Raw genomic sequence first — 22,005 nt, 5'->3', positions numbered from 1 at the left:
GCAAGCTCTTTTGGGCTTGCTTTTTTGTTTGAAATATTTACTTATTGATAAAGAGTGATAGCTTTTTTAATTATTAATTAAATTTATGATTGAAACAGCCATAATCTTGAAAATTGGATAAAAGAAGAGCTTATAACGAAGAATCTAAAAAACTATTAATTGTTATTGACATCGCTATTGAATCATTTCAGAAGTATATGCCAGTGGGTATGAATCAAAGTCAAATTGATAGGATTGTGAGTATTCATGAAGAATGGAAAAATGAGATTATAAATACAAGTCCAGAAAGTAAAAACCTTAAATCTTTAAAATACCGTATTGAAGATGTTTTTACCTATTTCATAGATGGATCGGGCGAGACAGTAGCTTATTTCTGGAAAAAATTGGAGGAAGAAAACCTTAACTATAAATATGAAAATAAACTCAAAAAAATTCTCAAACGAGGTACAATAAATAATATTCATGATTACAACCATGTAATAGACATGATTGTAGTTTCACAACAATTAGGTCTGATTAGTAGCGAAGATTCAAAGATGTTGAACAAGTTGCTAGGTGAATTTGAATCACGGAAAAAATAGTCACTAATACCTATAGAATCTTTAATAGGAATCTAATTTTACTTAGAATTTATAAAATCCTACTCTTTTTAATTAAACTAAAAAAAGCCACAACTTCCGTTGTGGCTTTCTGCTGCTATTAATCAACTTTTTATGCGGTTTAACGCTTAATGAAGATATTGGTAAAAAACCATTTCCCTTCATTATTTTGTTCGGCGGAAATATCAAAATCTGTATAATCGCCTTCTATATTATCTCTATGACTTGGACTGTTTAACCAAGCATTAACTACACCTTCTGCTGAATTAAATCCATAAGCTACATTCTCTGAAACCACATTGGCATTAGCATTTACTTGTAAGCTCTCTTTTCTTTGGAAAAAATTATCGTGTGATACATTATCTACCTCGATCATATAATCTGTATGCGTAAACGCTACAGCTTTAACCGTATTGTGGTCATTTAATGTTGGTAAGCCTTGAGTGATTCGGTGGGCATTAATAAGTTCCATGATCTCAATTTCGATGAGTTTCGCCTCAGGCGCAACTGGAACTTCAATAGCATCTATTTGTTCTTCTATACTTTCAGATGAACATGACGTAAAGCCTAAAAGGGCAACAATAGCCAGAAATGGCAGTAGTTTAGCAGCATTCATAAGTAGGTTATTTAGGTTTGGGATTACTAATTTAGTAGCCTACTTATGTATATTCGTTAAAGAAATGTTAAAATCGATTAAAAACATGTATTTCGTCGAAATATTTTGCAAAACATCGATTAAATGCACGTTGAAAAGAGAATTTTAAGCTTTTAGCCGATTATTTATGTCTTTTTATCGGATAAATAACTCGGGCTTATGGAGAAAGTCGTTCGATCTTCCAATTGTAGTCTTCTTGCAACTGATAACGTATTCTATCGTGTAAACGATTTGGCCTTCCTTGCCAAAATTCGAGTTCAACTGGTTTCACAATAAAGCCACCCCAATTTACTGGTCTTTCAATTTCTTGACCTTCAAGTTTAGATTCGAGAGCCTTCAATTTATCCTCTAAAACTTTCCTATCGGCAATGACTTCACTCTGATTAGAAACAATAGCACCTAATTGACTTCCACGCGGACGCGATTCAAAATAACCGTCGCTTAAATTTTCAGCTATTTTTTCAGCCCTACCTTTAATAATTATTTGTCGCTCTGCAGAATGCCAGAAAAAGGACAAACACACATTTGGGTTATTTGTTATGGCCTTCCCTTTTTCACTATCGTAATTGGTGTAAAAAATAAAGCCTTCGTGTGTGTATTTTTTAAGTAACACTACTCTACTTTTAGGATAGCCATCCAAGCCAATTGTCGAAATAGTCATAGCATTGGTTTCTTCTACATTAAAATGCGTATCTACTTCAATAAACCAATCTCGAAATAATTCTATCGGATTCTCGGGAACATTATTCAATAATAGTTCCCCTTTTTCGTAAGATTTTCTGTAATCACTAAGGTCTTTCTCCATCATATTGCGAAATTAATTCAATATTTTGTTTCTATCAAAAAAAGTGTAGCTTTGGAAGCCTATGACCAACAAGTTTCAACCTAACATGAGATTTGAAGATTCCCACTTTTCAAAAACCTTAAGCTACGATAAAGTTATATTAGATTTTGGATCTTATTATTTGTTCGATAATTTTTTCATTATGGAGGTTAATGAAGGTGAACATTTTAACTGGGACAAACTTAATAGTCTATTAGATTCTCTTAGAGCGTATTACGGAAATCATAAAACCTTAGCTTATATCGCTAATCGCGTTCACTCCTATTCTATTGATCCTGTGCTTTGGTCTTATTTTGATAAAGATGATAGTATTTTAATTGCTGCTTCTATCGTTAGTTATCGCGATTCAACCTACCTTAATGCGAATATTGAAAAACAAATGGCATCTATTCCTATGAAGCGTGCTTTAAGTCTAGAAGAGGCCATAAATTGGGTGCAGCATTTGAAGGAATTCAATTAAAACTCAAACTGCTTACCGTCCTTGGCTAACAAAACATTTTCAAATTCTTCTTTGGCTTGAGCTTCAAATTCGTCATAGCCATTATAGCGCGTAGAGAAATGCCCTAATATTAAATGACTAACATTTGCTTTTTTTGCAATTCTTCCTGCTTGTCTAGCGGTACTATGTTTGGTAGGTTCGCAAAGCACTTCATTTTTATCTAAAAATGTAGACTCGTGATAGAGCACCGTCGCATTTTTAATAATTGGTAGTATAGCTTCATTATAAGCGGTATCACTACAATAAGCATAACTTTTTGCCGGAACAGGATCTTTCGTTACAGTTTCATTTTTAATTAAAATACCATCTTCATTTTCAACGTCTGCACCTTGTTTCAATTTACGATAGTAAGCTACGTTGATATTGGCATTTAATACAGCATTTATGTCTAGTTTGCGCTCGTTCTCTTTTTCTTTGAATAAGAATCCATTGGTATAAACACGATGTTTTAAAGGAATTGTATAAACTTCGACTTTATCATCTTCGAAGATCAACTCAGACTCTTTTGAAGTGAGCTCATGAAAATATAATGGATAGCTCGTCCAGGATTGCGATAATTTAAGTTGAAGTGTAATCACCTCTTTAATCCCTTTTGGCCCATAGATATGAAGCTCTGTTTCTCGTGTCAACAATTGAAAAGTACTAACCAAACCGATCAATCCAAAATAATGATCGCCGTGAAGATGCGAGATAAAAATGTGTTTTATTCTTGAAAACTTTACTTTATTTCGACGTAGTTCAACCTGCGTTCCTTCACCACAATCAATAAGAAACATGTGGTTTTTTATTTCTAAAACTTGTGAGGTCGGATTGGTATTGGTACGTGGAGTAGCGCTATGACAGCCTAGGATGGTTAACTTCATAAATCAAAACCCTAAATCGCGTTCAATGTCTTCCATTTCAATAATATCATAGGCTTCTTGGATGGTTGGGACCACAACTATTTCATCTGGCATTTCATCTAGATCTACCTGATCTGAGACAACAACAAATGACTTTTTATCATTACGATGGTTATTACTGAGACGTAAGAACTCGATAATATCCTCGAGCTTAATTTTTTCAAGACTCGATAATCTTATGATAAGATGGTAGTTTTTATATTTATGATAAGACTGTTCAATATTATTCACTAAGGTCTTTACTGAGGCCTTTTCTTGAGCAATTATGGTAATATTTCCGTCTCTATCGATAATCATAGTCTACTGTTTTATTTTTGAAGCTAAGAGGTAAATAACCGCCATTCTAACAGCAACACCATTTTCAACCTGATCTAGAATTATGGCTTGCTTAGAATCCGCCACATCACTAGTAATTTCTACACCTCTATTTATAGGACCTGGATGCATAATCACTATTTCTTTGTCTAAACTGTCTAATAATTCTCTGTTGACTCCAAATTGCTGTGTGTATTCTCTAGTCGTTGGAAAGTAACTGATATCCATGCGTTCATTCTGTACTCTCAGCATATTGGCCACATCGCACCATTCAAGGGCTTTTCTTAAGTTGGTTTCTACTTTTACACCAAGTTCTTCAATATACTTTGGTAAAAGCGTTTTTGGACCACAAACCTTAACATTTGCACCTTGTAATTGCAAAGCATAAATATTAGAGAGCGCTACTCTACTATGCAGAATATCGCCAACAATCACTACATTTTTACCTTTAACCGTTCCTAATTTTTCTCTTATTGAATAAGAATCTAACAGTGCTTGGGTTGGGTGTTCGTGAGCACCGTCGCCTGCATTAACAATACTGGCATTAACGTGTTTTGACAAAAATACGCCTGCACCGGGATTAGGATGACGCATAACAACCATATCCACCTTCATTGATAAAATATTGTTTACGGTATCAATTAGGGTTTCACCTTTCTTTACGGACGACTGTGATGCTGAAAAATTAATAACGTCAGCAGAAAGACGCTTTTCGGCCAATTCGAACGATAATTTAGTTCGTGTTGAATTTTCAAAGAATAAATTGGCAATAGTAATATCTCGGAGCGAGGGAACTTTCTTAATCGGTCTATTGATCACTTCCTTAAACTGATCGGCCGTTTCAAAGATTAGATCTATATCTTCCTTTGTTAAGTATTTAATGCCCAATAAGTGATTTACACTAAGCTCACTCATAGTTTTAATTTTCTAATTATCAATAAGGTAAACGGTATCTTCACCTTCATTTTCTACCCAATTCACCTTTACTTTTTGGTGATCAATAGCATCTACTTGTCGACCTTTATAATTTGGTTGAATAGGTAAATGTCTACTAAATCGTCTATCTATTAATGTCAATAACTCGATGTTATTTGGTCTACCAAACGACTGAATGGCTGTAAGTGCCGATCTTATGCTACGGCCAGTATACAGAACATCGTCAATAAAAACCACATTTTTATCTTCTACAATAAAATCTATCTCAGTTGTATTGGCCTCTAATGGCTTGTCACCTCTTCTGAAATCATCTCTAAAAAAAGTAATGTCTAAATGACCTAATTGGATGTTCTTAATCTTATAATCTTCGGTCAACATTTGTGCTAAGCGATCCGCTAGAAATTTACCTCTTGGTTGAATTCCAATTAATACAGTTTCAGAAAAATCATCGTGGTTTTCAATAAGTTGGCAAGCCAATCGATGTAGTATAATATTGACTTCCTTAGAGTTGAGTAATACTTTTTGACTCATGCAGTATCCAAACGTTATTGGTTGGCAAAGTTAAGTTAAATAATTTGAGTTTCAAATTTATACATATGCATAAAAAAAGCCTTTCAAAAATTGAAAGGCTTTATATCATTCAAATGATAGGAAATTATTTCTTTCCGTCCATTTTATCTTTAAGTGCTTGTAAGGCATCGTTAGCGTCACCTAAAGTTGGTTTAGCTTCAGCTGCCTGAGCTTCAGCCTTCTTAACAGCTTGCTTAACGATTTTAGCCTCTTCTGCTTTAAATACTGCAGTATGAGACGCTACCACACGTTTGAATTCTTTATTGAACTCAATAATCTTGAATTCTGCTTCTTCGCCTTTCTTAAGCTTAGAACCATCTTCTTTTTCCATGTGTCGTGAAGGTACAAACGCAACGATATCTTCGTTAAAAGCTACAGTCGCACCTTTGTCTACAACCTCAGTGATTGCCGCAGTATGAGATGTACCTAAAGCGAAGTCTTTTTCGTATTTATCCCAAGGGTTTTCAGTAGTTTGCTTATGACCTAAAGATAGTTTACGACCTTCAACATCTAATTCTAATACGATGACGTCTAACTTATCACCTACATTACAGAATTCAGATGGGTGCTTAATTTTCTTAGTCCAAGATAAATCTGAGATATAAATTAATCCATCGATACCTTCTTCTAATTCAACGAATACACCGAAGTTAGTAAAGTTACGTACAATACCTGAATGCTTAGATCCAACAGGATACTTAGCAGTGATATCTGTCCATGGGTCTGGTGTTAATTGCTTAATACCTAAAGACATTTTACGATCTTCTCTGTCTAAAGTTAAGATTTGAGCTTCGATCTCATCTCCAACTGAAACAAAGTCTTGAGCAGAACGTAAGTGTGTAGACCAAGACATTTCAGAAACGTGCACTAATCCTTCAACTCCGTCAGCAACTTCAACAAACGCACCGTAATCTGCAATAACGACTACTTTACCTTTAACTTTGTCACCTACTTTAACTTCTTCACCTAAAGCTTCCCAAGGGTGCTTAGATAATTGCTTAAGACCTAACTGGATTCTAGATTTGTTCTCATCAAAGTCTAAGATCACAACATTTAACTTCTGATCTAACTCAACGATCTCATTTGGATGGTTGATACGTGACCAAGATAAATCTGTGATATGAACTAAACCATCTACACCACCTAAATCGATGAACACACCATAAGAAGTGATGTTTTTAACCACACCTTCTAATACTTGTCCTTTTTCTAACTGGCCAATGATTTCTTTCTTTTGCTCTTCGATATCTGCTTCGATAAGCGCTTTGTGAGATACTACGATATTTTTGAACTCATGGTTTATTTTAACCACCTTGAATTCCATAGTTTTATTTACATACTGGTCGTAATCTCTAATTGGTTTTACATCAATTTGAGAACCTGGTAAGAATGCTTCAATGCCAAATACATCTACGATCATACCACCTTTTGTTCTGCACTTTACAAAACCATTTACGATCTCACCAGAATCGTGTGCGTTGTTTACGCGATCCCATGCTTTGATTACACGAGCTTTTCTATGTGATAATACTAACTGACCTGTTGCATCTTCGCGTACATCAATTAATACTTCAACTTTGTCACCAACTTTAAGATCTGGATTGTAACGGAACTCATTAAGAGAAATTACGCCTTCAGATTTTGCATTGATATCGATAATAGCATCTCTATCTGTAATATGAATTACTTCACCTTCTACTACTTCGTCATCTAAAGTATCAACGAAGTTTTCAGATACTAATTTTTCAAATTCTGCTAATTTCTTGTCCGCTACTTGCTCAATTCCTTCTTCGTAATTGTGCCAATCGAACTCCTTTAAGAATTTTTCTGGATTTGCTTGAGCTTCAGAGATTACTGGAGCTTCAACTTGAGTAGCTTCAGTTGTTTCAACTTCAGCCTTTTTTGTTTTCTTGTCAGCCATTGCTGATTAAAATTTGTATTCTGTAGTTTTGAAAGTTGTGCGGAAACCCTACAGAAGCTAATTAATTATTTGATTTCATTTCCCTTTCTTACTTTCACAAGTCCGCTAAAAAGGAGCGCAAAATTAATCATTTTCAAACAATTAACAAATTAAAACAACTCTATTTATTGAGGATTATCTAAGATTCCGACGTAAACAGCAAAAATGCTATAAAAAAACGTCTCGTGTGACTTTGCAAAAAATTATGTGTCTTAAAAATAGATATCAATATAATGGCATTAATTAGCATTAAAAATTGGTATATTTACAATTACTATTAATCTTAAATCAATACAATTATGGTTAGAGCTAAATACCAAGCTGTACTAGACTTGGGCGAAAAATTAAACATTCAAAACGGAGATGTTAGCGAGGACAACGGCGTACTAAAAGTTAAAGGTACTGCTGCTACTCAGTATGAAAAGAATTTACTTTGGGATGCTATCAAAGCTGCAGGTGGAGAGAATCCTTCAGATATAAAGGCTGATATTAGAGTTGCTGATGAATCAGTTTATGCTAGACATACAGTGGCTTCAGGAGAAACTTTAGGTAAAATTGCTAAGCATTATTATGGCGATGCTATGAAGTACAAGGAAATTTTTGAAGCTAATACTGATATTCTTAAAAATCCGGATCTCATTTACCCAGACCAGGAGTTAGTTATTCCGAATCTATAATTAAGACAAACTTATTTAAAAAGCGGCCTTTGATTACTTCATGTAATCGAAGCGTCGTTTTTTTTATATCATCTCCTGAGCAAGTTTTAAGAGCTTGTCTAGTTGAGATTCTATGGTCAAGTCAGAATTGTCTATTTCAAGGGCATCTTCGGCTTTAACCAAAGGTGAATCTTCACGCGTAGAATCTATGCGGTCTCTAGTTGTAACATTTTCTAGAACATCATCATAACTTAGATTATGACCTCTTTCTAACAGTTCTTTGTAGCGCCTTTGTGCTCTTGTTTCTGCTGAGGCGACCATAAAAATCTTTAATTCGGCCTTGGGAAATACAACCGTTCCGATATCTCTGCCATCCATCACGATCCCTTTGTCTTTTCCCATGATCTGTTGTTGTTCCACCAACTTTTGTCTTACTTCTGAAACGGCTGAAACAAGACTCACATATCGAGAAACTTCGAGTGTTCTTATTGATTTTTCAATATTTTCACCATTTAAGTACACCTCTGCAAAACCTAATTCTTCATTGAACTTGAAGGTGATATGAATTTCTGGTAACCTATTAATTAATTCCTCTTCATGAAAAAACGATTCACCAATTAGTTCATTTTCCAAAGCAAAATAGGTCACTGCTCTGTACATGGCACCAGTATCAACATAAATGTAATTTAGTTGCTTGGCCAATTGTTTGGCGATGGTACTCTTTCCTGTTGAAGAAAAGCCATCAATAGCAATGATAATTTTGTTCTTACCTTCTTCTTCCATCTAAATCTATTTGAAGTCCAAAAAAGCTTGTATTAGAGGCGGATGTGTACCTAGCGTGGGTGTAACTAAATCGCATTGAGTTTAATCTAATTCCAACACCGACAGACAATCCAGAAAAATTCCTCTGGTCAACAATTCGCAATTCTTCAGCTCTTCTAAAGTTATAACCAAATCTCAAATTAAATCCACGATCTGGCCAAAGTTCTGCACCCAAAATTAAATGACGCAGCGTATTATTCAAAAATCCTACTTTTTCCTGCGTCTGATTACCATCAAGATCAGTAGTAGCTCTAGCAGGGTTAGAAACACCAATAGGCCACTCTTGTAAATTCTCTAAGGTCAAATGCCAACGAATTGGGACGTTTTCTAGAGTTTGAGACATTCCGAAGTTAACTTCAAATGGCAATGGCTCATTTTGACCTGCATATGTTGTAAACTGGGTGCCCAAATTTCTAACAGTCAATGCTGCATGAAAATCTAATTTTTCATTAATATACATAAAACCAATATCAACAGCACCTCCGACGGAGTTATATTGCTCTAACAAAGATGTAATGATCTTTAAATTAGCGCCTATATAGAAATCTGTAAATGGAATATTATAATTATAGCCGGCTGAGATCGCCGCTTCATTTCCGCTAAATGTTCCTGTTGGCATTCCGTTTACATCGTAACCATCAAAAGTCCCGTAATTAATATAGGTTACCCCAAAATGAAAGGTCTGTACATGTCTGTCCCAAGTATAAGCATAAGCCGCAGTTCCGTAGGTTATTCCGCCTAAAAAACTAGAAACATTTACTGCTAATTGATTGTGCATTTGCCAATTCAATGAAGCCGGATTATAGAGAGCTTCAGTAACGTCGTGATCAAAATTGGTGATGATTTTACCACCTAGAGCAGCTTGTCTTGGCGAGGACACTAAATTGAGGAATTGATAAGTAGATTCGCCACCCAATTGCGCAAACATTGGTAATGCTAAAAGCATAAAACAGAATTGGGTAACCCTCTTTATCATAGATTTTGCAAAATAAATAAATCTATCTTAAAACGATGATATGATTTTTTTATTTTTTGGGTGAAGTTCTTTTCTACTTTAGCCTTAGCGTCTGCCCTACTTTTATAAGGTTACTGCTAAGATCATTAAGGGCTTTGAGCTCATCAACTGTTAGTCCGTTTTTCCGTGCGATACTATATAAGGTATCTCCTTTGGAAACGATCCAGGTAGAAAGATCTTCGTCGATCTGTTCATTAAAATTAGCAATGCGAAGTTCTTGACCCACAATGATAAGGTTTGAAGTTAGTCCATTATTAGTTTTTAGTGCATCTACAGTAAGTCCATAAAGTTTTGATATGCTATACAAGGTTTGATCTTCTTCAACGATATGAAAATCTGTAGAGCTCTTCATGTATTTCGTTCGACTAGAAGTTACCTCTTCCGTCTCAGCTTCTGGCTCTACTTCTTCCACAACTTCTACAACCTCGGGCAATGTTTCTATATCGAGCTCTCGAACTCTAATGATTTGACCTTTATCAACTAAAGTGGTTTCCAAATTATTGAGCCGCTTTAGTTCGGTGAGCGTCGTATTGTATTTATTTGCGATATCGAGAAGTGTTTCCTTTTCCTGTACGGTGTGAAAATCCGAAGTACTTTTTACAGTTACAGAATCCTTAATTTCAACTTTAGTCATCTGAAGACTATCAGCTTTTACTGATTCATCCTTGATCATATCACTAACCAAAATGATCTCACCAGTTTCAATATTCAATTTTGCTGGTTTTCCATCTAGCAAGACATCCTTATATTTTGAAGTATCCTGAGCAAATGAGAATAACCCGAACACTAAAGCAATAAAAACCGAAAGCCTTATTCTATAGCGTCTTTGCATGCTTTACTTTTTGATTTGTAATGGCAATATCTAAAACTTCGCTCATATCTTTCACGTAGTGAAATGTTAAGCCCTTTAGATATTCAGGCTTAATTTCATCAATGTCTCGCTTATTATCCTCACATAGTAAGATCTCTTTTATTCGAGCACGCTTCGCCGCAAGGATCTTTTCCTTAATGCCTCCAACAGGTAATACTTTTCCTCGTAAAGTAATTTCGCCTGTCATGGCTAGGCTTTTCTTCACTTTTCGTTGAGTAAATAACGAGACCAAAGAGGTTAGCATTGTGACACCAGCGCTAGGTCCATCTTTTGGAGTGGCACCTTCTGGTACATGAATGTGTACATTATACTTGTCGAATACTTCAGGATCGATATCAAAATGGTCGGCATTCGCCTTAATATATTCCATGGCGATGGTTGCCGATTCCTTCATGACCTTTCCTAAATTACCAGTAATCGTTAGACTGCCTTTTCCTTTAGAAAGGATCGATTCTATAAATAAAATGTCGCCTCCTACACGCGTCCAAGCTAATCCTGTAACAACTCCGGCAACGTTATTGTTTTCATATTTATCGCGTTCAAGTCTCGCGCTTCCTAAGACTTCAATGATATCTTCATTCGAAACTTTCACATTGTAAGTTTCGTCCATCGCAATATTCTTTGCGGCATAACGCACCATTTTTGCGATTTGCTTTTCAAGACCTCTAACACCCGATTCTCTGGTATAACCTTCAACAATTTTTTCTAATTGTGGCTTGCCAATTTTAAGGGCTTTGCCGTCTAATCCATGCTCCTTCAATTGCTTTGGTAACAAATGGCGTTTAGCAATCTCTACTTTTTCTTCGATCGTGTAACCAGTCACATTGATGATTTCCATACGATCTCGCAAAGCAGGTTGAATGGTATTCAGACTATTTGAGGTAGCAATAAACATCACTTTAGAAAGGTCGTAGCCCATTTCAAGGAAATTATCATAGAACTCACTATTCTGCTCAGGGTCTAATACTTCGAGCATAGCTGAGGATGGATCACCTTGATGCCCTGCTGAGAGCTTGTCGATTTCATCTAAAACGAACACCGGATTTGAAGTTCCGGCTTTTTTCAAACTTTGAATAATTCGACCTGGCATGGCACCAATATATGTTTTTCTATGACCACGAATCTCGGCTTCATCTCTGAGTCCTCCTAAGGAGATACGCACGTATTCTCGGCCCAGAGCTTCTGCAATTGACTTTCCTAAAGATGTTTTACCAACACCAGGAGGTCCATATAAACAAAGGATCGGTGACTTCATATCGTTGCGAAGCTTCAAAACAGCCAAATATTCGATAATACGTTTTTTAACATCGTCTAATCCGAAATGATCGCGATCTAAGATCTTCATGGCGCGTTTAAGATCGAATTGATCTTCACTAAACTCATTCCAAGGTAAATCTAAAAACAGATCCAAATAATTGCGTTGGATGGAATATTCTGCAACTTGAGGATTCATACGTTGCATTTTGGCTAATTCTTTATCAAAATGCGATTTGATCTTCTCATTCCATTTTTTAGTCTTTGCACGCTCGCGCATTTCTTCAATTTCTTCGCCATAAGAGACGCCACCACCCAATTCTTCCTGAATGGTTTTCATTTGCTGATGCAAGAAATACTCGCGTTGCTGCTGGTTCATATCGCTTTGAACCTTGCTCTGAATGTCGTTTTTAAGTTCAAGTTTTTGATATTCGAGGTTCATGAACTTCAAGGTTTGAAGCGCACGCTCTTTTAGATCATTAACCTTCAGTAATTCTTGTTTTTCCTGAACTTTTAAATTCATGTTAGAAGACACAAAGTTGACAAGAAAGGAATTACTTTCAATATTCTTTATAGCGAATGAAGCTTCCGTTGGAATGTTTGGGCTTTCCTTAATAATTTCTAAAGACAGATCTTTGATAGAATCAATAATTGCATTGAATTCTTCATTATCTCTGTCGGGCTTACTTTCGGGCAAGTCGGAAATTTTCGCCGTTAGATATGGCGTTTCTGAAATTAGTTCATTGATTTGAAACCGCTTTTTCCCCTGAATGATCACTGTAGTATTACCATCAGGCATTTTAAGAACTTTCAAGATTCTTGCAACCGTTCCGGTGTTGTATATATCTTGTGCTGAAGGTTTTTCTACAGACTCATCTTTTTGTGCTACCACACCGATAACTTTTCCGCCTTTATTAGCGTCATTTATCAGTTTAATAGAAGTATCTCTTCCTGCAGTAATCGGAATTACAACACCAGGAAATAAAACTGTATTTCGAAGCGGTAAAATGGGTAAAGATTCGGGTAAAGACTCACTATTTATAAGTTCCTCGTCTTCAGGTGTCATCAACGGAATTAATTCTGAATTCTCGTCAAAATCCTGAAATGACAAACTGTCAAGACTTAAAAAATTTGATTTCTTCATATTATTTTTAAGCCAATCTGTCATTAAAAATTTCAGATTAGCATTTGTTTAAAAGTATTAATAATTAACTTTATACTGAATATCAACACATTAGAAGATATTCAAAGTTATTCACACTTATATAATTTCAATTGTTGTGCCATTACCTTTAGAAAAATTAAAAGTTTTTTCGGTTAAACTGTAACACTTCATGAAACGTTTCATCTTTATACCAAAGCAATTGTTTTTTTGACATCAACCAATCAAGATATCGAACAGTTATTATTGCTTTGTAAATCTAGTAACCAACGTGCGCAGTTGGAAGTTTACAACAGATATAACAAAGCCATGTATAACACAGCCTTAAGAATTGTAAAGGATTCTTACAAGGCTGAGGATATAATGCAAGAGTCATTTTTGACCGCATTTACAAAACTGAATACACTAGAAGACACCAACTTATTTGGTGCATGGTTAAAACGTATAGTCGTAAATAATAGTATTGCACATTACAATAAAACCATAAAGCAAAATGAAGTGCCTCTAGAACAAGTGATGTATAAAGTTGAAGACGATAACGGCATTAAAGAACATGACCAAAAACGTGATAAAGTAAAACACATTATGAGTGTTATGAAGACCTTAAAACCCAATTATAGTTTAGGATTGTCATTACATCTCATTGAAGGTTATGATTATGAAGAAATTTGCGAAATCATGGATATATCTTACGCCAATTGTAGAACTATGATTTCGAGGGCTAAAGAAAGTTTACGTAAAAAACTAGTGCAAACTGTTTAAAACAAAGAATAATGGAAAATGATAGAATAGACGATCTGTTTAACGACCTGCAAGGTGAATTTGATATCAATGAGCCAAATGGGGGTCATCAGCAACGGTTTTTAAATAAATTGAATGCAGATCAACTTACTTCAGACGTAAGTGATATTAAATCTTCATCTGGTTTTAATTGGAAACCATTCTTAGCCATTGCTGCTTCGCTAGTAATTTGTTTCACTGCATTCACTGCGATCAATAGCGATTCCGAAGTTATGGATCTGGCTAGTGTTTCTCCTGAAATGTCCGAAACGCAAGATTTCTTTACCGCGACCATTGAAACTGAATTAAAAAAGTTAAACCAGGAGCGTTCACCACTAACCCAGCAAATAGTAACAGATGCTCTTGAACAAATTAAACTATTAGAAAACGATTACGAAGATTTAAAAGTGAGTCTTACCGAAAACGGAAACGATCAGCGTGTTATTTATGCTATGATCAGTAATTTCCAAAGTAGGATTGATATTTTGAATGTAGTACTCGAAGAAATTGAAAAAATAAAACAACTAAACACCAATACTGATGAAACAACAAATACCATATAAATTAGTCTTGTGCTTTTTGCTCATTCCTTTTATTGCATTAGCAAATACTGGTGTTGATGCAGGAAAAGTCACAAAAGAAAAGACCATTAAAAAGTCTTTTAACGTAAGTAGCAATGCCACTTTAAAGGTGAGTAATTCCTTTGGTAACTTAAATGTTATAACCTGGGATGAAAACCGAATTGAGTTTGACATCTCAATAAAAGTTAGTGGAAATAACAATGAAAAGGTCGAAGAACGACTAGAAGGTATAGACGTAGAGTTTAGCTCTAGTTCGAGCATGGTAGAGGCCATTACTAAGATCGAGAAAACCAAAAATAATTGGTGGAATTGGGGTAAAAAGATGAACCTCAAAATGGAAATCGATTATGTAATTAAGATACCAATGTCGAATAATGTAGACCTTAAGAACAAATTTGGTACTATTAATCTAGATAAATTAGAAGGTGCTGCCAATATTCGATGTGATCACGGAAAAATCACCACGAAAGAATTATTGTCTAATACTAACGATATTAAATTCAACCATACTAAAAACAGTTACTTTGAATATATCAAACAAGGCAATATCTCTACAACACATAGTGATTTTACTGTTGCCAAAGTTGAAAATCTGGATCTAAAAGCAGATCACACGAAGTCAATTATTGAAGTAGCTGAAAACGTAGATTTTAAATGTTCTTTCGGTTCATTAAAGATCGACAATGTCAATGAATTAGATGGAAAAGCCCAGCACTTAACTGCGCGAGTAGGTAATCTATTTAAAACAGCAAACTTAAATACAAGTCACGGTTCCTTAAAGATTTCACGGATTGCTTCAAAAGCGAATTCTGTAGATATTAAATCACAGTTTACGGGTATAACTTTGGGCTACGATTCAAGCTTCAATTTTAATTTCAAGCTCGATTTCCAACATGGTTCATTAAGAGATTCTGAAGGATTCAACTTTGTGAATAAAGACGTGGATCGTCATCACAAAAAGTATAGTGGCTACCATGGATCACAAAATTCTGGGAATACAGTTTCTATTACTACTCAACATGGTAGTGTAAGCTTTAAAAAACAATAATTATAGAATCAATTCACCTTCGCACTAGGCTTTGGTGAACATAGAAAACGAATAAAAACCAAACAATTAAAACGATGAAATTATTAAAATCAATTACAGTATTTGCGTTCTTGTTATGTGTATCAACATCTTGCGCACAATGGAAAAAAGTGAAAGGTGATGGAAACATTACTACAGAATCGAGATCAACTGGCGATTATGATGGCGTTAGTGCTGCAGGCTCAATGGACATTAAGCTTGTTGAAGGAAGCGAAGGAAACATCAAAATAAAAGGCGATGCTAACCTTATGGAATATATTATTACCGAGGTAAAAAATGGTAAACTTCATATTAAGACCAAAAAAGGTGTGAATCTTAAACCATCTAAATCAATTGAGATCACCGTACCATACGAATCTATTAGCTATGTAGCATTAGCGGGTTCAGGTGATGTTGAAAACTCAGGAACAATTAGATCTAATGATTTTGAGGTGTCTTTGGCAGGCTCTGGTGATATTGATCTTAACATTTCAGCCGATTCTGTTAAGAGTAATATTGCAGGTTCTGGAGATATTTCTTTAAGTGGATCAGCGCAAAACCTCGAAACAAATATTGCCGGATCTGGTGATTTTGAAAGTAAAGGTCTTGATAGCAAAAATGTAACTACCAAAATATCTGGTTCGGGCGACGTGAGTGTAGTATGTAATGGTGCATTAAAAGTCCGTATAGCAGGATCTGGTGATGTTTCATATTCAGGAACACCAACATCGAAGGATACAAAGGTTTCAGGCTCTGGAAGCGTAAGCAACTAGACCGTTAAGACCAATCAAAAAAATGAAAGGACAAGCGCTAAGCTTGTCCTTTTTTATTTCTATTTCTAAGTTTAATCAAATAGGAAACTCCTCAAAGATCTCGCTAATCATTCTTGTCATCAGAGTTTGATCTGATATATGTGCTTTGAAGTCTTCGGCAATTCCTACCCAAACCAATTCCTTTGATGCTTTACTGAACACTTGTACAATTAATGTTCCCTTTTTATAAGGCTTATTGTAAAGCGCATCTTCGCTATTGCTAAAATAGCGTTTGTAATCTGTTGAACTTATCGCAGCGTAATTAGGACTAGCTCCTGAGGTACTTCCACCAGAAGGGGCTTGTTCATAATTATTACGTGTATTTTGAAGATTACTTTTAATTTCATTTGAAGTACTTAACAAAACAAGTAAATCTGGATTTCCAGTATCAATACTAAAGCCTTTTTCTACCATTTTATCATTCATAGTTGCTATTAAAGAAGCTTCTATTGATTTGTCCTCTGAAGTATTAAATTCTTCAATACTAAAAGAAGTATTAGGTAAATACGCAAATGTTTTAAATTTGTTAAAATCGTCATCTGTGTACTTTTTTGATCTAATATTTGAAGCACAACTCATAATAATGAGGAGCCCAAAAAGAGAGAATAGTTTAAATAAATGTTTCATAGCTAATGTGTTTATTAAGTAATAAATTAGTTAATTAAATATTTGATTTACAACTCAATAAACCATTTCACATTTAGTGATTATTTAAATAAAGCAGCTGAAAATCAAATGACAGTTATTTAAAGATAATACTTAATTGATTATCAGGATTATAGAAAACTGTTATTTTTATGTTAATCAGATTTAGGCATAAATGCCTAGAAAATGACAACAACAATATCCGATTTGTTCTCTATTCAAAAAATTTATTCTTCTGAGATCTTGACGTTTTTAATGGTATTCAAAATCAGAAGCCCGATAATAAAAAAGGTAATTAGAAATAAAATAGAATAGCGCATACTACCGGTGATCTGAGCCACAAATCCATAAAGGAATAAGCCAATAGTAAGACCAATCTTTTCTGCAACATCATAGAAGCTAAAGTAAGACGCGGTGTCTTCCGAACCGAAAGGAATGAGTTTGCTATAGGTTGATCGCGAAAGCGCTTGAATTCCTCCCATTACGAGTCCAACAGAAGCCGCAGTAATATAGAATTGTATTGGCGTTTTTATAAAATAGGCGAAACCACATATTAATATCCAAATGGCAATCACTGAGATAAGGGCTTTTATATTGCCTATTTTCTTTGAAAGTTTGGCCGTATAGTTAGCGCCAACTATAGCAATTAATTGAATAAGCAGAATACTAATTATTAAACCGGTTGTTGAATCTTGAGTTCCCCAATCGAGCTCTTCTACTGCAAAATATGTTGCTGCCAGCATTATTGTTTGTACCGCCATACTGTAAATAAAAAATGCTGATAAGTAGCGTTTCAATATTCTATTTGATTTAAGGGCATGCCATATCTTCTTTAATTCATTAAATCCAGAAACGAGAACCGTCTTTGTGACTTTATGACCTTCATTGGTTCCAGTTGGCAAATACCTAAAGGTGTATTGTGCAAATAAAATCCACCAGACACCAACCATAATGAAGGCGATTCGTGTAGGCTGAGCGTCGTTCTGAAAGCCAAACCAATCATATTTCAATATCATAACTAGATTAACAACCAACAATATTACACTCCCAATATAGCCTAGCGAGAATCCCTTGGCACTTACTTTATCTTGTTGTTCAGGATAAGCGATATCTGGCAGATAGGAATTATAGAATACCAGACTTCCCCAAAAACCAACAAGACCAAAAATATAGCAAACCATCCCAAAGACTATATTTTCAATTGAAAACCAATAGAGTCCAATACACGAAATTGCACCCAAATAACAAAAGAACTTCATGAATGATTCCTTATTACCAACATAATCTGAAATCCCAGATAGAATTGGTGACAAGAAAGAAACGATGAGAAAACTAAAGGCTGTTACATAACTGATTAACGAGTCGTTATTTATCTCATAACCAAGAAACTGAACTGTATCATCTAATATTTTCCCAGTTTCTTCGTCCTTAATTATAGTTAACGCACCATAAAATATTGGAAAAACAGCTGAAGAAATTACTAATGGATATACAGAATTTGCCCAGTCATAAAATGCCCATGCGTGCAAAAGTTTTTTACTTCCTTTTTCTAGTTTACTCATATCTGAAAATTAAAAAAGCTGCCCTAATTGAGCAGCTTCTAAAATAGTTAATTATAATTTAATATCGTATTAATTTATAGGTCGGAATGACGTCACACCGTACTTTTCGGCTTCAGCTTTCGCTTTCGGTGCTAATTCTGTAAGATTTGAAATTCTAGTATCATTATTTGGATGTGTACTTAAGAATTCTGGCGGTGCTTGCCCTCCACTATTCGCTTTCATACGTTTCCAAAGCTCTGCCGCCTCATCTGGATTATAACCTGCAATTGCCATAAGATATAAACCAATTTTATCAGCTTCGTTTTCGTGCTTTCTACTATAAGCCAGAATTCCAAGACTTGAACCTATACCATAGGCTTGCATCCAAGCTTGTTGAGATTCTGCCGAACCTCCGCTTGTACCAATCGCAACTCCTGCAGCACCAATTTGCTGTATTAATCCTTTACTCATACGTTGCTGGCCATGGTTTGCTAAAGCATGTGCTACCTCATGTCCCATAATTGCCGCAACACCAGTTTCATTTTGTGCTATTGGTAATATTCCAGTGTAAAAAGCAATTTTTCCACCTGGCATACACCATGCGTTCACTTGTTCAGATTCTATCAGCTTATATTCCCATCTGTAATCATCTAAATAACCTTGATAATTATTTGCGTTTAACCATCGTTCTGCTGCAACTGCAATGCGTTGCCCCACACGTGTTATCATTTCAGCATCTTTAGTTCCTGTAACAACTTTACTCTCACTTAAAACCTGATTGTATTGAGCAAAGGAAGACGGAAATAATTGATCGTTTGAAACCAAGGCTATGGTCTTCTGACCAGTAAATGGATTAGTTGCACATGATATAATCACGGCAAGTATCCCTATGTAGACAAGTGCTTTTTTAAAATTCATTGCTATTGATTTAATGTAGTTATTAAAAATACGAAAATCTATTCGCAATTATAAGACACGAAATTAATTTTTGGGTCACTTTGTTTTTGAAGGTTTCCCTATAATATGTAATTCTGAAAAGTTCTTATCTACTACAAAAGATACAGCACCATTAGATTTAAGCTGTTTTAAAGAGATGGTTTCGTTATCTAATTGAATCTCTTTAATATCGAATGGCAATCCGTGAATTTGAATTTTAAAGGTCTCGTAAGAGGTAATAAACTTTCCTTCTTTATATTGATTGATGATCAACTCGTTAGTTCTACCCGTTAAGGTGAAGTTTCTCAAACTATATCGTCCTTTTTTGTAGTCAAATCCATCGTTAGCATCGCTGTATAACTCGCTTTCCTCTTTACCCTTCTTGAAATAAACATCTAAAGTGATCTCTTTAATTTCTTTTTCGCCAACGTATTGCTGAATAGGATACTTCGGAATAATTGCACCTTCCTTGATGTAAATTGGCATACTGTCAATATCAGCATCTACCCACATCTCTTTACCACCTTTTACAACTTCATCATTCCAGAAATTATACCAATTTCCTCGTGGTATATACATACGACGCCCTTTGGCATTTGGTTCTAATACCGGACAAGCGAGAATTTGTTCACCTAGAATAAACTCGTCAGTTCTGTAATGCGTATGCACATCGTCCTGATCGTAAAGCACAAGCGATTTCAACATTGGTGTGCCGTGATCGGCATAATTCCAAAACGCGGTATAGATATAGGGCAATATTTGATATCGAATTTCAATAAACTTTCTTACGATATCAGTAACATCTTCATCGAATGCCCATGGCTCTTGATCACCATGATCTCCAGAAGAGTGTACTCTAAAAAACGGATGGAAAATTCCTAGCTGAATCCATCTTGCAAATAACTCCCCTTGCGGCTGTTCGGCGAATCCACCGATATCACTTCCGGCGAAGCCAAAGCCAGACATCGACATGCGCTGTGCTTGAATATTTGCAATCCATAAATGCTCCCAGGTTGCTACATTATCGCCTGTCCAAGTGGATGTGTAACGTTGTGTGCCAGAGTATGCAGCTCGTGTAATGACAAATGGTCGCTTAGGATATGAGTATTTTTTTAGTCCTTGATATGTAGCTCTGGCCATTTGCATGCCATAGACATTATGTGCCTTTCTGTGACTACAAGGATTACCATCGTAATCGTGACGCACATCATCAGGGAACGTTTTATTCGGAACCTCCATCACGGCAGGTTCATTCATATCGTTCCAAACACCTTTTATTCCGACTTCTTCTATCAACTCTTTGAATAATCCAGACCACCAATCACGAACTTCAGGATTGGTAAAATCTGGGAAATAACATTCGCCTGGCCAAACTTTTCCTTTCATATACGCGCCATCTGCACGCTTACAGAAATAGTCATTTTCTAAGCCTTCCTTAAAGACCGAATAGTTTTTATCAATTTTGATTCCGGGATCGATAATCGCTACAGTTTTAAAGCCCTGTTCTCTCAGTTCTTTTACCATGCGTTTCGGATCTGGAAAATAGTCTTTATTCCAAGTAAAACATCGGAAACCGTCCATATAGTCAATATCTAAATAGATGGCGTCACATGGAATTTTTAGTTTTCTAAAGGTAGAAGTGATCTCCTTTACCTTACTTTCTGGATAATAACTCCATTTACATTGATGGAACCCTAGAGCCCACATTGGCGGCAAATGATGTGGCTTACCTGTAAGATCGGTATAACTTTCAACAACATCAGACATCTTTGACCCATAGAAGAAATAATAGTTCATCTCTCCTCCTTGAGCCCAAAAACTGGTTACATTTCTGCGTTCGTGCGCAAAATCGAATGATGCTCTGAACGAATTATCAAAGAAAATTCCATAGGCTTTACCGTGGTGGAGACCAGTATAAAATGGAATGGCCTTATAAATAGGATCTGTCTCTTTTCCGTAGGCATAGGAATCCGTAACCCAATTGGTATATCGTCTGCCCTTAAGATTAAGGTGATTTGGCTTGTCTCCTAACCCATAATAACTTTCACCATCATTAGAGACTTTACTCATCTTTACAATGTTACCTCCATATTGGTAGCTTTCCTCCCAGTGAAATCCTATTTCATCCTGATTGATTAGCGTATTATCCTTGGCATCATAAATTGATATTCTTAAACTTTCCTTGGATATTTCACAGCGTAACTTTGAGGTTGTTACAATAAACAGATCGTCTTTTTCTTCGATATCGAGTTTATTGTAACCAATACTAGCGTATTTGGTTATGGCATAAGAAAAATCTTTGTCGAAATTGCCAACGGTAGTATATCTAAAGCGAAGTAAACTATCTCTTAAAACTGTAAGTTGAAGAATGACATCATTACTAGTTGTGAAATACAACTTATCTACATCCTTTTCAAACTCAACTATCTTTGAGGGAAATTGATTCCCCTTGTGTTCGATTTCAGTATTTACAATCATAGCTAGATTTTAGGTAAATCACGTAAAAAAACGGAAAAATTAGAACTTAAGAAAGTGTATGCAATTCTTTTTATTCAGAATTGTCAACTACATCGATTTCGGAGAC

At 35.4% G+C, this 22,005-nt stretch carries 22 protein-coding genes; 7 read left to right on the top strand and 15 right to left on the bottom strand.

Going from position 1 to position 22,005, the window contains the following annotated elements:
* Positions 1-113 precede the first annotated feature (113 nt).
* A complete protein-coding gene (locus DDY94_RS11645) occupies positions 114-581 on the top strand; it encodes a hypothetical protein (protein ID WP_111684287.1) in 468 nt (155 codons plus the stop codon).
* Between the two features lie 139 nt (positions 582-720).
* Here the strand turns inward: DDY94_RS11645 and DDY94_RS11640 are convergent, their stop codons facing one another.
* Positions 721-1,215 (bottom strand): CAP domain-containing protein, encoded by a 495-nt coding sequence (locus tag DDY94_RS11640; protein ID WP_111684286.1) that lies wholly within the window; start codon positions 1,213-1,215, stop codon positions 721-723.
* A 196-nt stretch (positions 1,216-1,411) separates the two neighbouring features.
* Positions 1,412-2,059: a pyridoxamine 5'-phosphate oxidase gene (gene pdxH / locus DDY94_RS11635; RefSeq protein WP_111684285.1), complete on the bottom strand. Its 648-nt coding sequence runs from the start codon at positions 2,057-2,059 to the stop codon at positions 1,412-1,414.
* Positions 2,060-2,144: 85 nt separating this feature from the next.
* Between pdxH and DDY94_RS11630 the strand changes: the two genes are divergently transcribed.
* Positions 2,145-2,558, top strand: a complete 414-nt coding sequence (locus DDY94_RS11630) for a hypothetical protein (protein ID WP_157957308.1) — start codon at positions 2,145-2,147, stop codon at positions 2,556-2,558.
* Here DDY94_RS11630 and DDY94_RS11625 read toward each other — a convergent pair.
* The 5 genes from DDY94_RS11625 to rpsA form a co-directional block, all read right to left on the bottom strand.
* The gene (locus DDY94_RS11625; protein WP_111684283.1) at positions 2,555-3,460 is read right to left on the bottom strand and encodes a ribonuclease Z; all 906 of its coding nucleotides are present in this window, start codon (positions 3,458-3,460) and stop codon (positions 2,555-2,557) included. The two genes, DDY94_RS11630 and DDY94_RS11625, sit on opposite strands and share 4 nt — an antisense overlap.
* 3 nt (positions 3,461-3,463) lie before the next feature.
* Positions 3,464-3,796, bottom strand: coding sequence for a ribonuclease Z (locus DDY94_RS11620; RefSeq protein ID WP_111684282.1), 333 nt, complete (start codon positions 3,794-3,796; stop codon positions 3,464-3,466).
* Positions 3,797-3,799: 3 nt separating this feature from the next.
* Complete coding sequence (locus DDY94_RS11615; protein ID WP_111684281.1) at positions 3,800-4,729, bottom strand: aspartate carbamoyltransferase catalytic subunit; 930 nt, start codon at positions 4,727-4,729, stop codon at positions 3,800-3,802.
* Between the two features lie 12 nt (positions 4,730-4,741).
* Positions 4,742-5,281 carry a bifunctional pyr operon transcriptional regulator/uracil phosphoribosyltransferase PyrR gene (gene pyrR, locus DDY94_RS11610; protein ID WP_111684280.1) on the bottom strand — a complete coding sequence of 180 codons (540 nt, stop codon included), beginning with the start codon at positions 5,279-5,281 and terminating at the stop codon, positions 4,742-4,744.
* Between the two features lie 124 nt (positions 5,282-5,405).
* The gene (gene rpsA, locus DDY94_RS11605; RefSeq protein WP_111684279.1) at positions 5,406-7,241 is read right to left on the bottom strand and encodes a 30S ribosomal protein S1; all 1,836 of its coding nucleotides are present in this window, start codon (positions 7,239-7,241) and stop codon (positions 5,406-5,408) included.
* A gap of 338 nt (positions 7,242-7,579) precedes the next feature.
* On the opposite strand from rpsA, the gene DDY94_RS11600 reads away from it, so the two are divergent.
* Positions 7,580-7,957, top strand: a complete 378-nt coding sequence (locus DDY94_RS11600; RefSeq protein WP_198658951.1) for a LysM peptidoglycan-binding domain-containing protein — start codon at positions 7,580-7,582, stop codon at positions 7,955-7,957.
* 63 nt (positions 7,958-8,020) lie between these two features.
* Here the strand turns inward: DDY94_RS11600 and cmk are convergent, their stop codons facing one another.
* The 4 genes from cmk to lon form a co-directional block, all read right to left on the bottom strand.
* The gene (gene cmk, locus DDY94_RS11595; protein WP_111684277.1) at positions 8,021-8,719 is read right to left on the bottom strand and encodes a (d)CMP kinase; all 699 of its coding nucleotides are present in this window, start codon (positions 8,717-8,719) and stop codon (positions 8,021-8,023) included.
* Positions 8,703-9,734, bottom strand: coding sequence for a type IX secretion system protein PorQ (porQ, locus tag DDY94_RS11590; RefSeq protein WP_111684276.1), 1,032 nt, complete (start codon positions 9,732-9,734; stop codon positions 8,703-8,705). The genes cmk and porQ overlap by 17 nt, the downstream gene beginning before the upstream one ends.
* Before the next feature lie 73 nt (positions 9,735-9,807).
* Positions 9,808-10,605: a LysM peptidoglycan-binding domain-containing protein gene (locus tag DDY94_RS11585; RefSeq protein ID WP_111684275.1), complete on the bottom strand. Its 798-nt coding sequence runs from the start codon at positions 10,603-10,605 to the stop codon at positions 9,808-9,810.
* Positions 10,589-13,042: an endopeptidase La gene (gene lon, locus DDY94_RS11580; protein ID WP_111684303.1), complete on the bottom strand. Its 2,454-nt coding sequence runs from the start codon at positions 13,040-13,042 to the stop codon at positions 10,589-10,591. Before lon ends, DDY94_RS11585 begins: the two co-directional genes overlap by 17 nt.
* A gap of 228 nt (positions 13,043-13,270) precedes the next feature.
* Here lon and DDY94_RS11575 point away from each other — a divergent pair, with 228 nt between their 5' ends.
* The 4 genes from DDY94_RS11575 (at position 13,271) to DDY94_RS11560 (ending at position 16,260) form a co-directional block, all read left to right on the top strand.
* The gene (locus DDY94_RS11575; RefSeq protein ID WP_111684274.1) at positions 13,271-13,822 is read left to right on the top strand and encodes an RNA polymerase sigma factor; all 552 of its coding nucleotides are present in this window, start codon (positions 13,271-13,273) and stop codon (positions 13,820-13,822) included.
* Positions 13,823-13,833: 11 nt separating this feature from the next.
* Entirely contained in the window at positions 13,834-14,403 is a 570-nt protein-coding gene (locus tag DDY94_RS11570) for a hypothetical protein (protein WP_111684273.1), read from the top strand.
* A complete protein-coding gene (locus DDY94_RS11565; RefSeq protein ID WP_111684272.1) occupies positions 14,381-15,469 on the top strand; it encodes a DUF4097 family beta strand repeat-containing protein in 1,089 nt (362 codons plus the stop codon). The genes DDY94_RS11570 and DDY94_RS11565 overlap by 23 nt, the downstream gene beginning before the upstream one ends.
* A gap of 74 nt (positions 15,470-15,543) precedes the next feature.
* Positions 15,544-16,260, top strand: a complete 717-nt coding sequence (locus tag DDY94_RS11560) for a head GIN domain-containing protein (RefSeq protein ID WP_111684271.1) — start codon at positions 15,544-15,546, stop codon at positions 16,258-16,260.
* Positions 16,261-16,335: 75 nt separating this feature from the next.
* Here DDY94_RS11560 and DDY94_RS11555 read toward each other — a convergent pair whose 3' ends face one another.
* From DDY94_RS11555 to DDY94_RS11540, 4 genes are all read right to left on the bottom strand, one after another.
* Entirely contained in the window at positions 16,336-16,926 is a 591-nt protein-coding gene (locus tag DDY94_RS11555; RefSeq protein ID WP_111684270.1) for a DUF4136 domain-containing protein, read from the bottom strand.
* 245 nt (positions 16,927-17,171) lie between these two features.
* Positions 17,172-18,506 (bottom strand): MFS transporter, encoded by a 1,335-nt coding sequence (locus tag DDY94_RS11550; RefSeq protein WP_111684269.1) that lies wholly within the window; start codon positions 18,504-18,506, stop codon positions 17,172-17,174.
* Positions 18,507-18,575: 69 nt separating this feature from the next.
* Entirely contained in the window at positions 18,576-19,403 is an 828-nt protein-coding gene (locus tag DDY94_RS11545; RefSeq protein WP_111684268.1) for a M48 family metallopeptidase, read from the bottom strand.
* Between the two features lie 75 nt (positions 19,404-19,478).
* Positions 19,479-21,899 (bottom strand): glycoside hydrolase family 31 protein, encoded by a 2,421-nt coding sequence (locus DDY94_RS11540; RefSeq protein ID WP_111684267.1) that lies wholly within the window; start codon positions 21,897-21,899, stop codon positions 19,479-19,481.
* Positions 21,900-22,005: the final 106 nt, after the last annotated feature.

The organism is Winogradskyella tangerina, assembly GCF_003260205.1.
In the GTDB taxonomy this organism is placed as follows: Bacteria; Bacteroidota; Bacteroidia; order Flavobacteriales; family Flavobacteriaceae; genus Winogradskyella; species Winogradskyella tangerina.
This window is presented reverse-complemented; position numbering and strand designations above follow the sequence as displayed.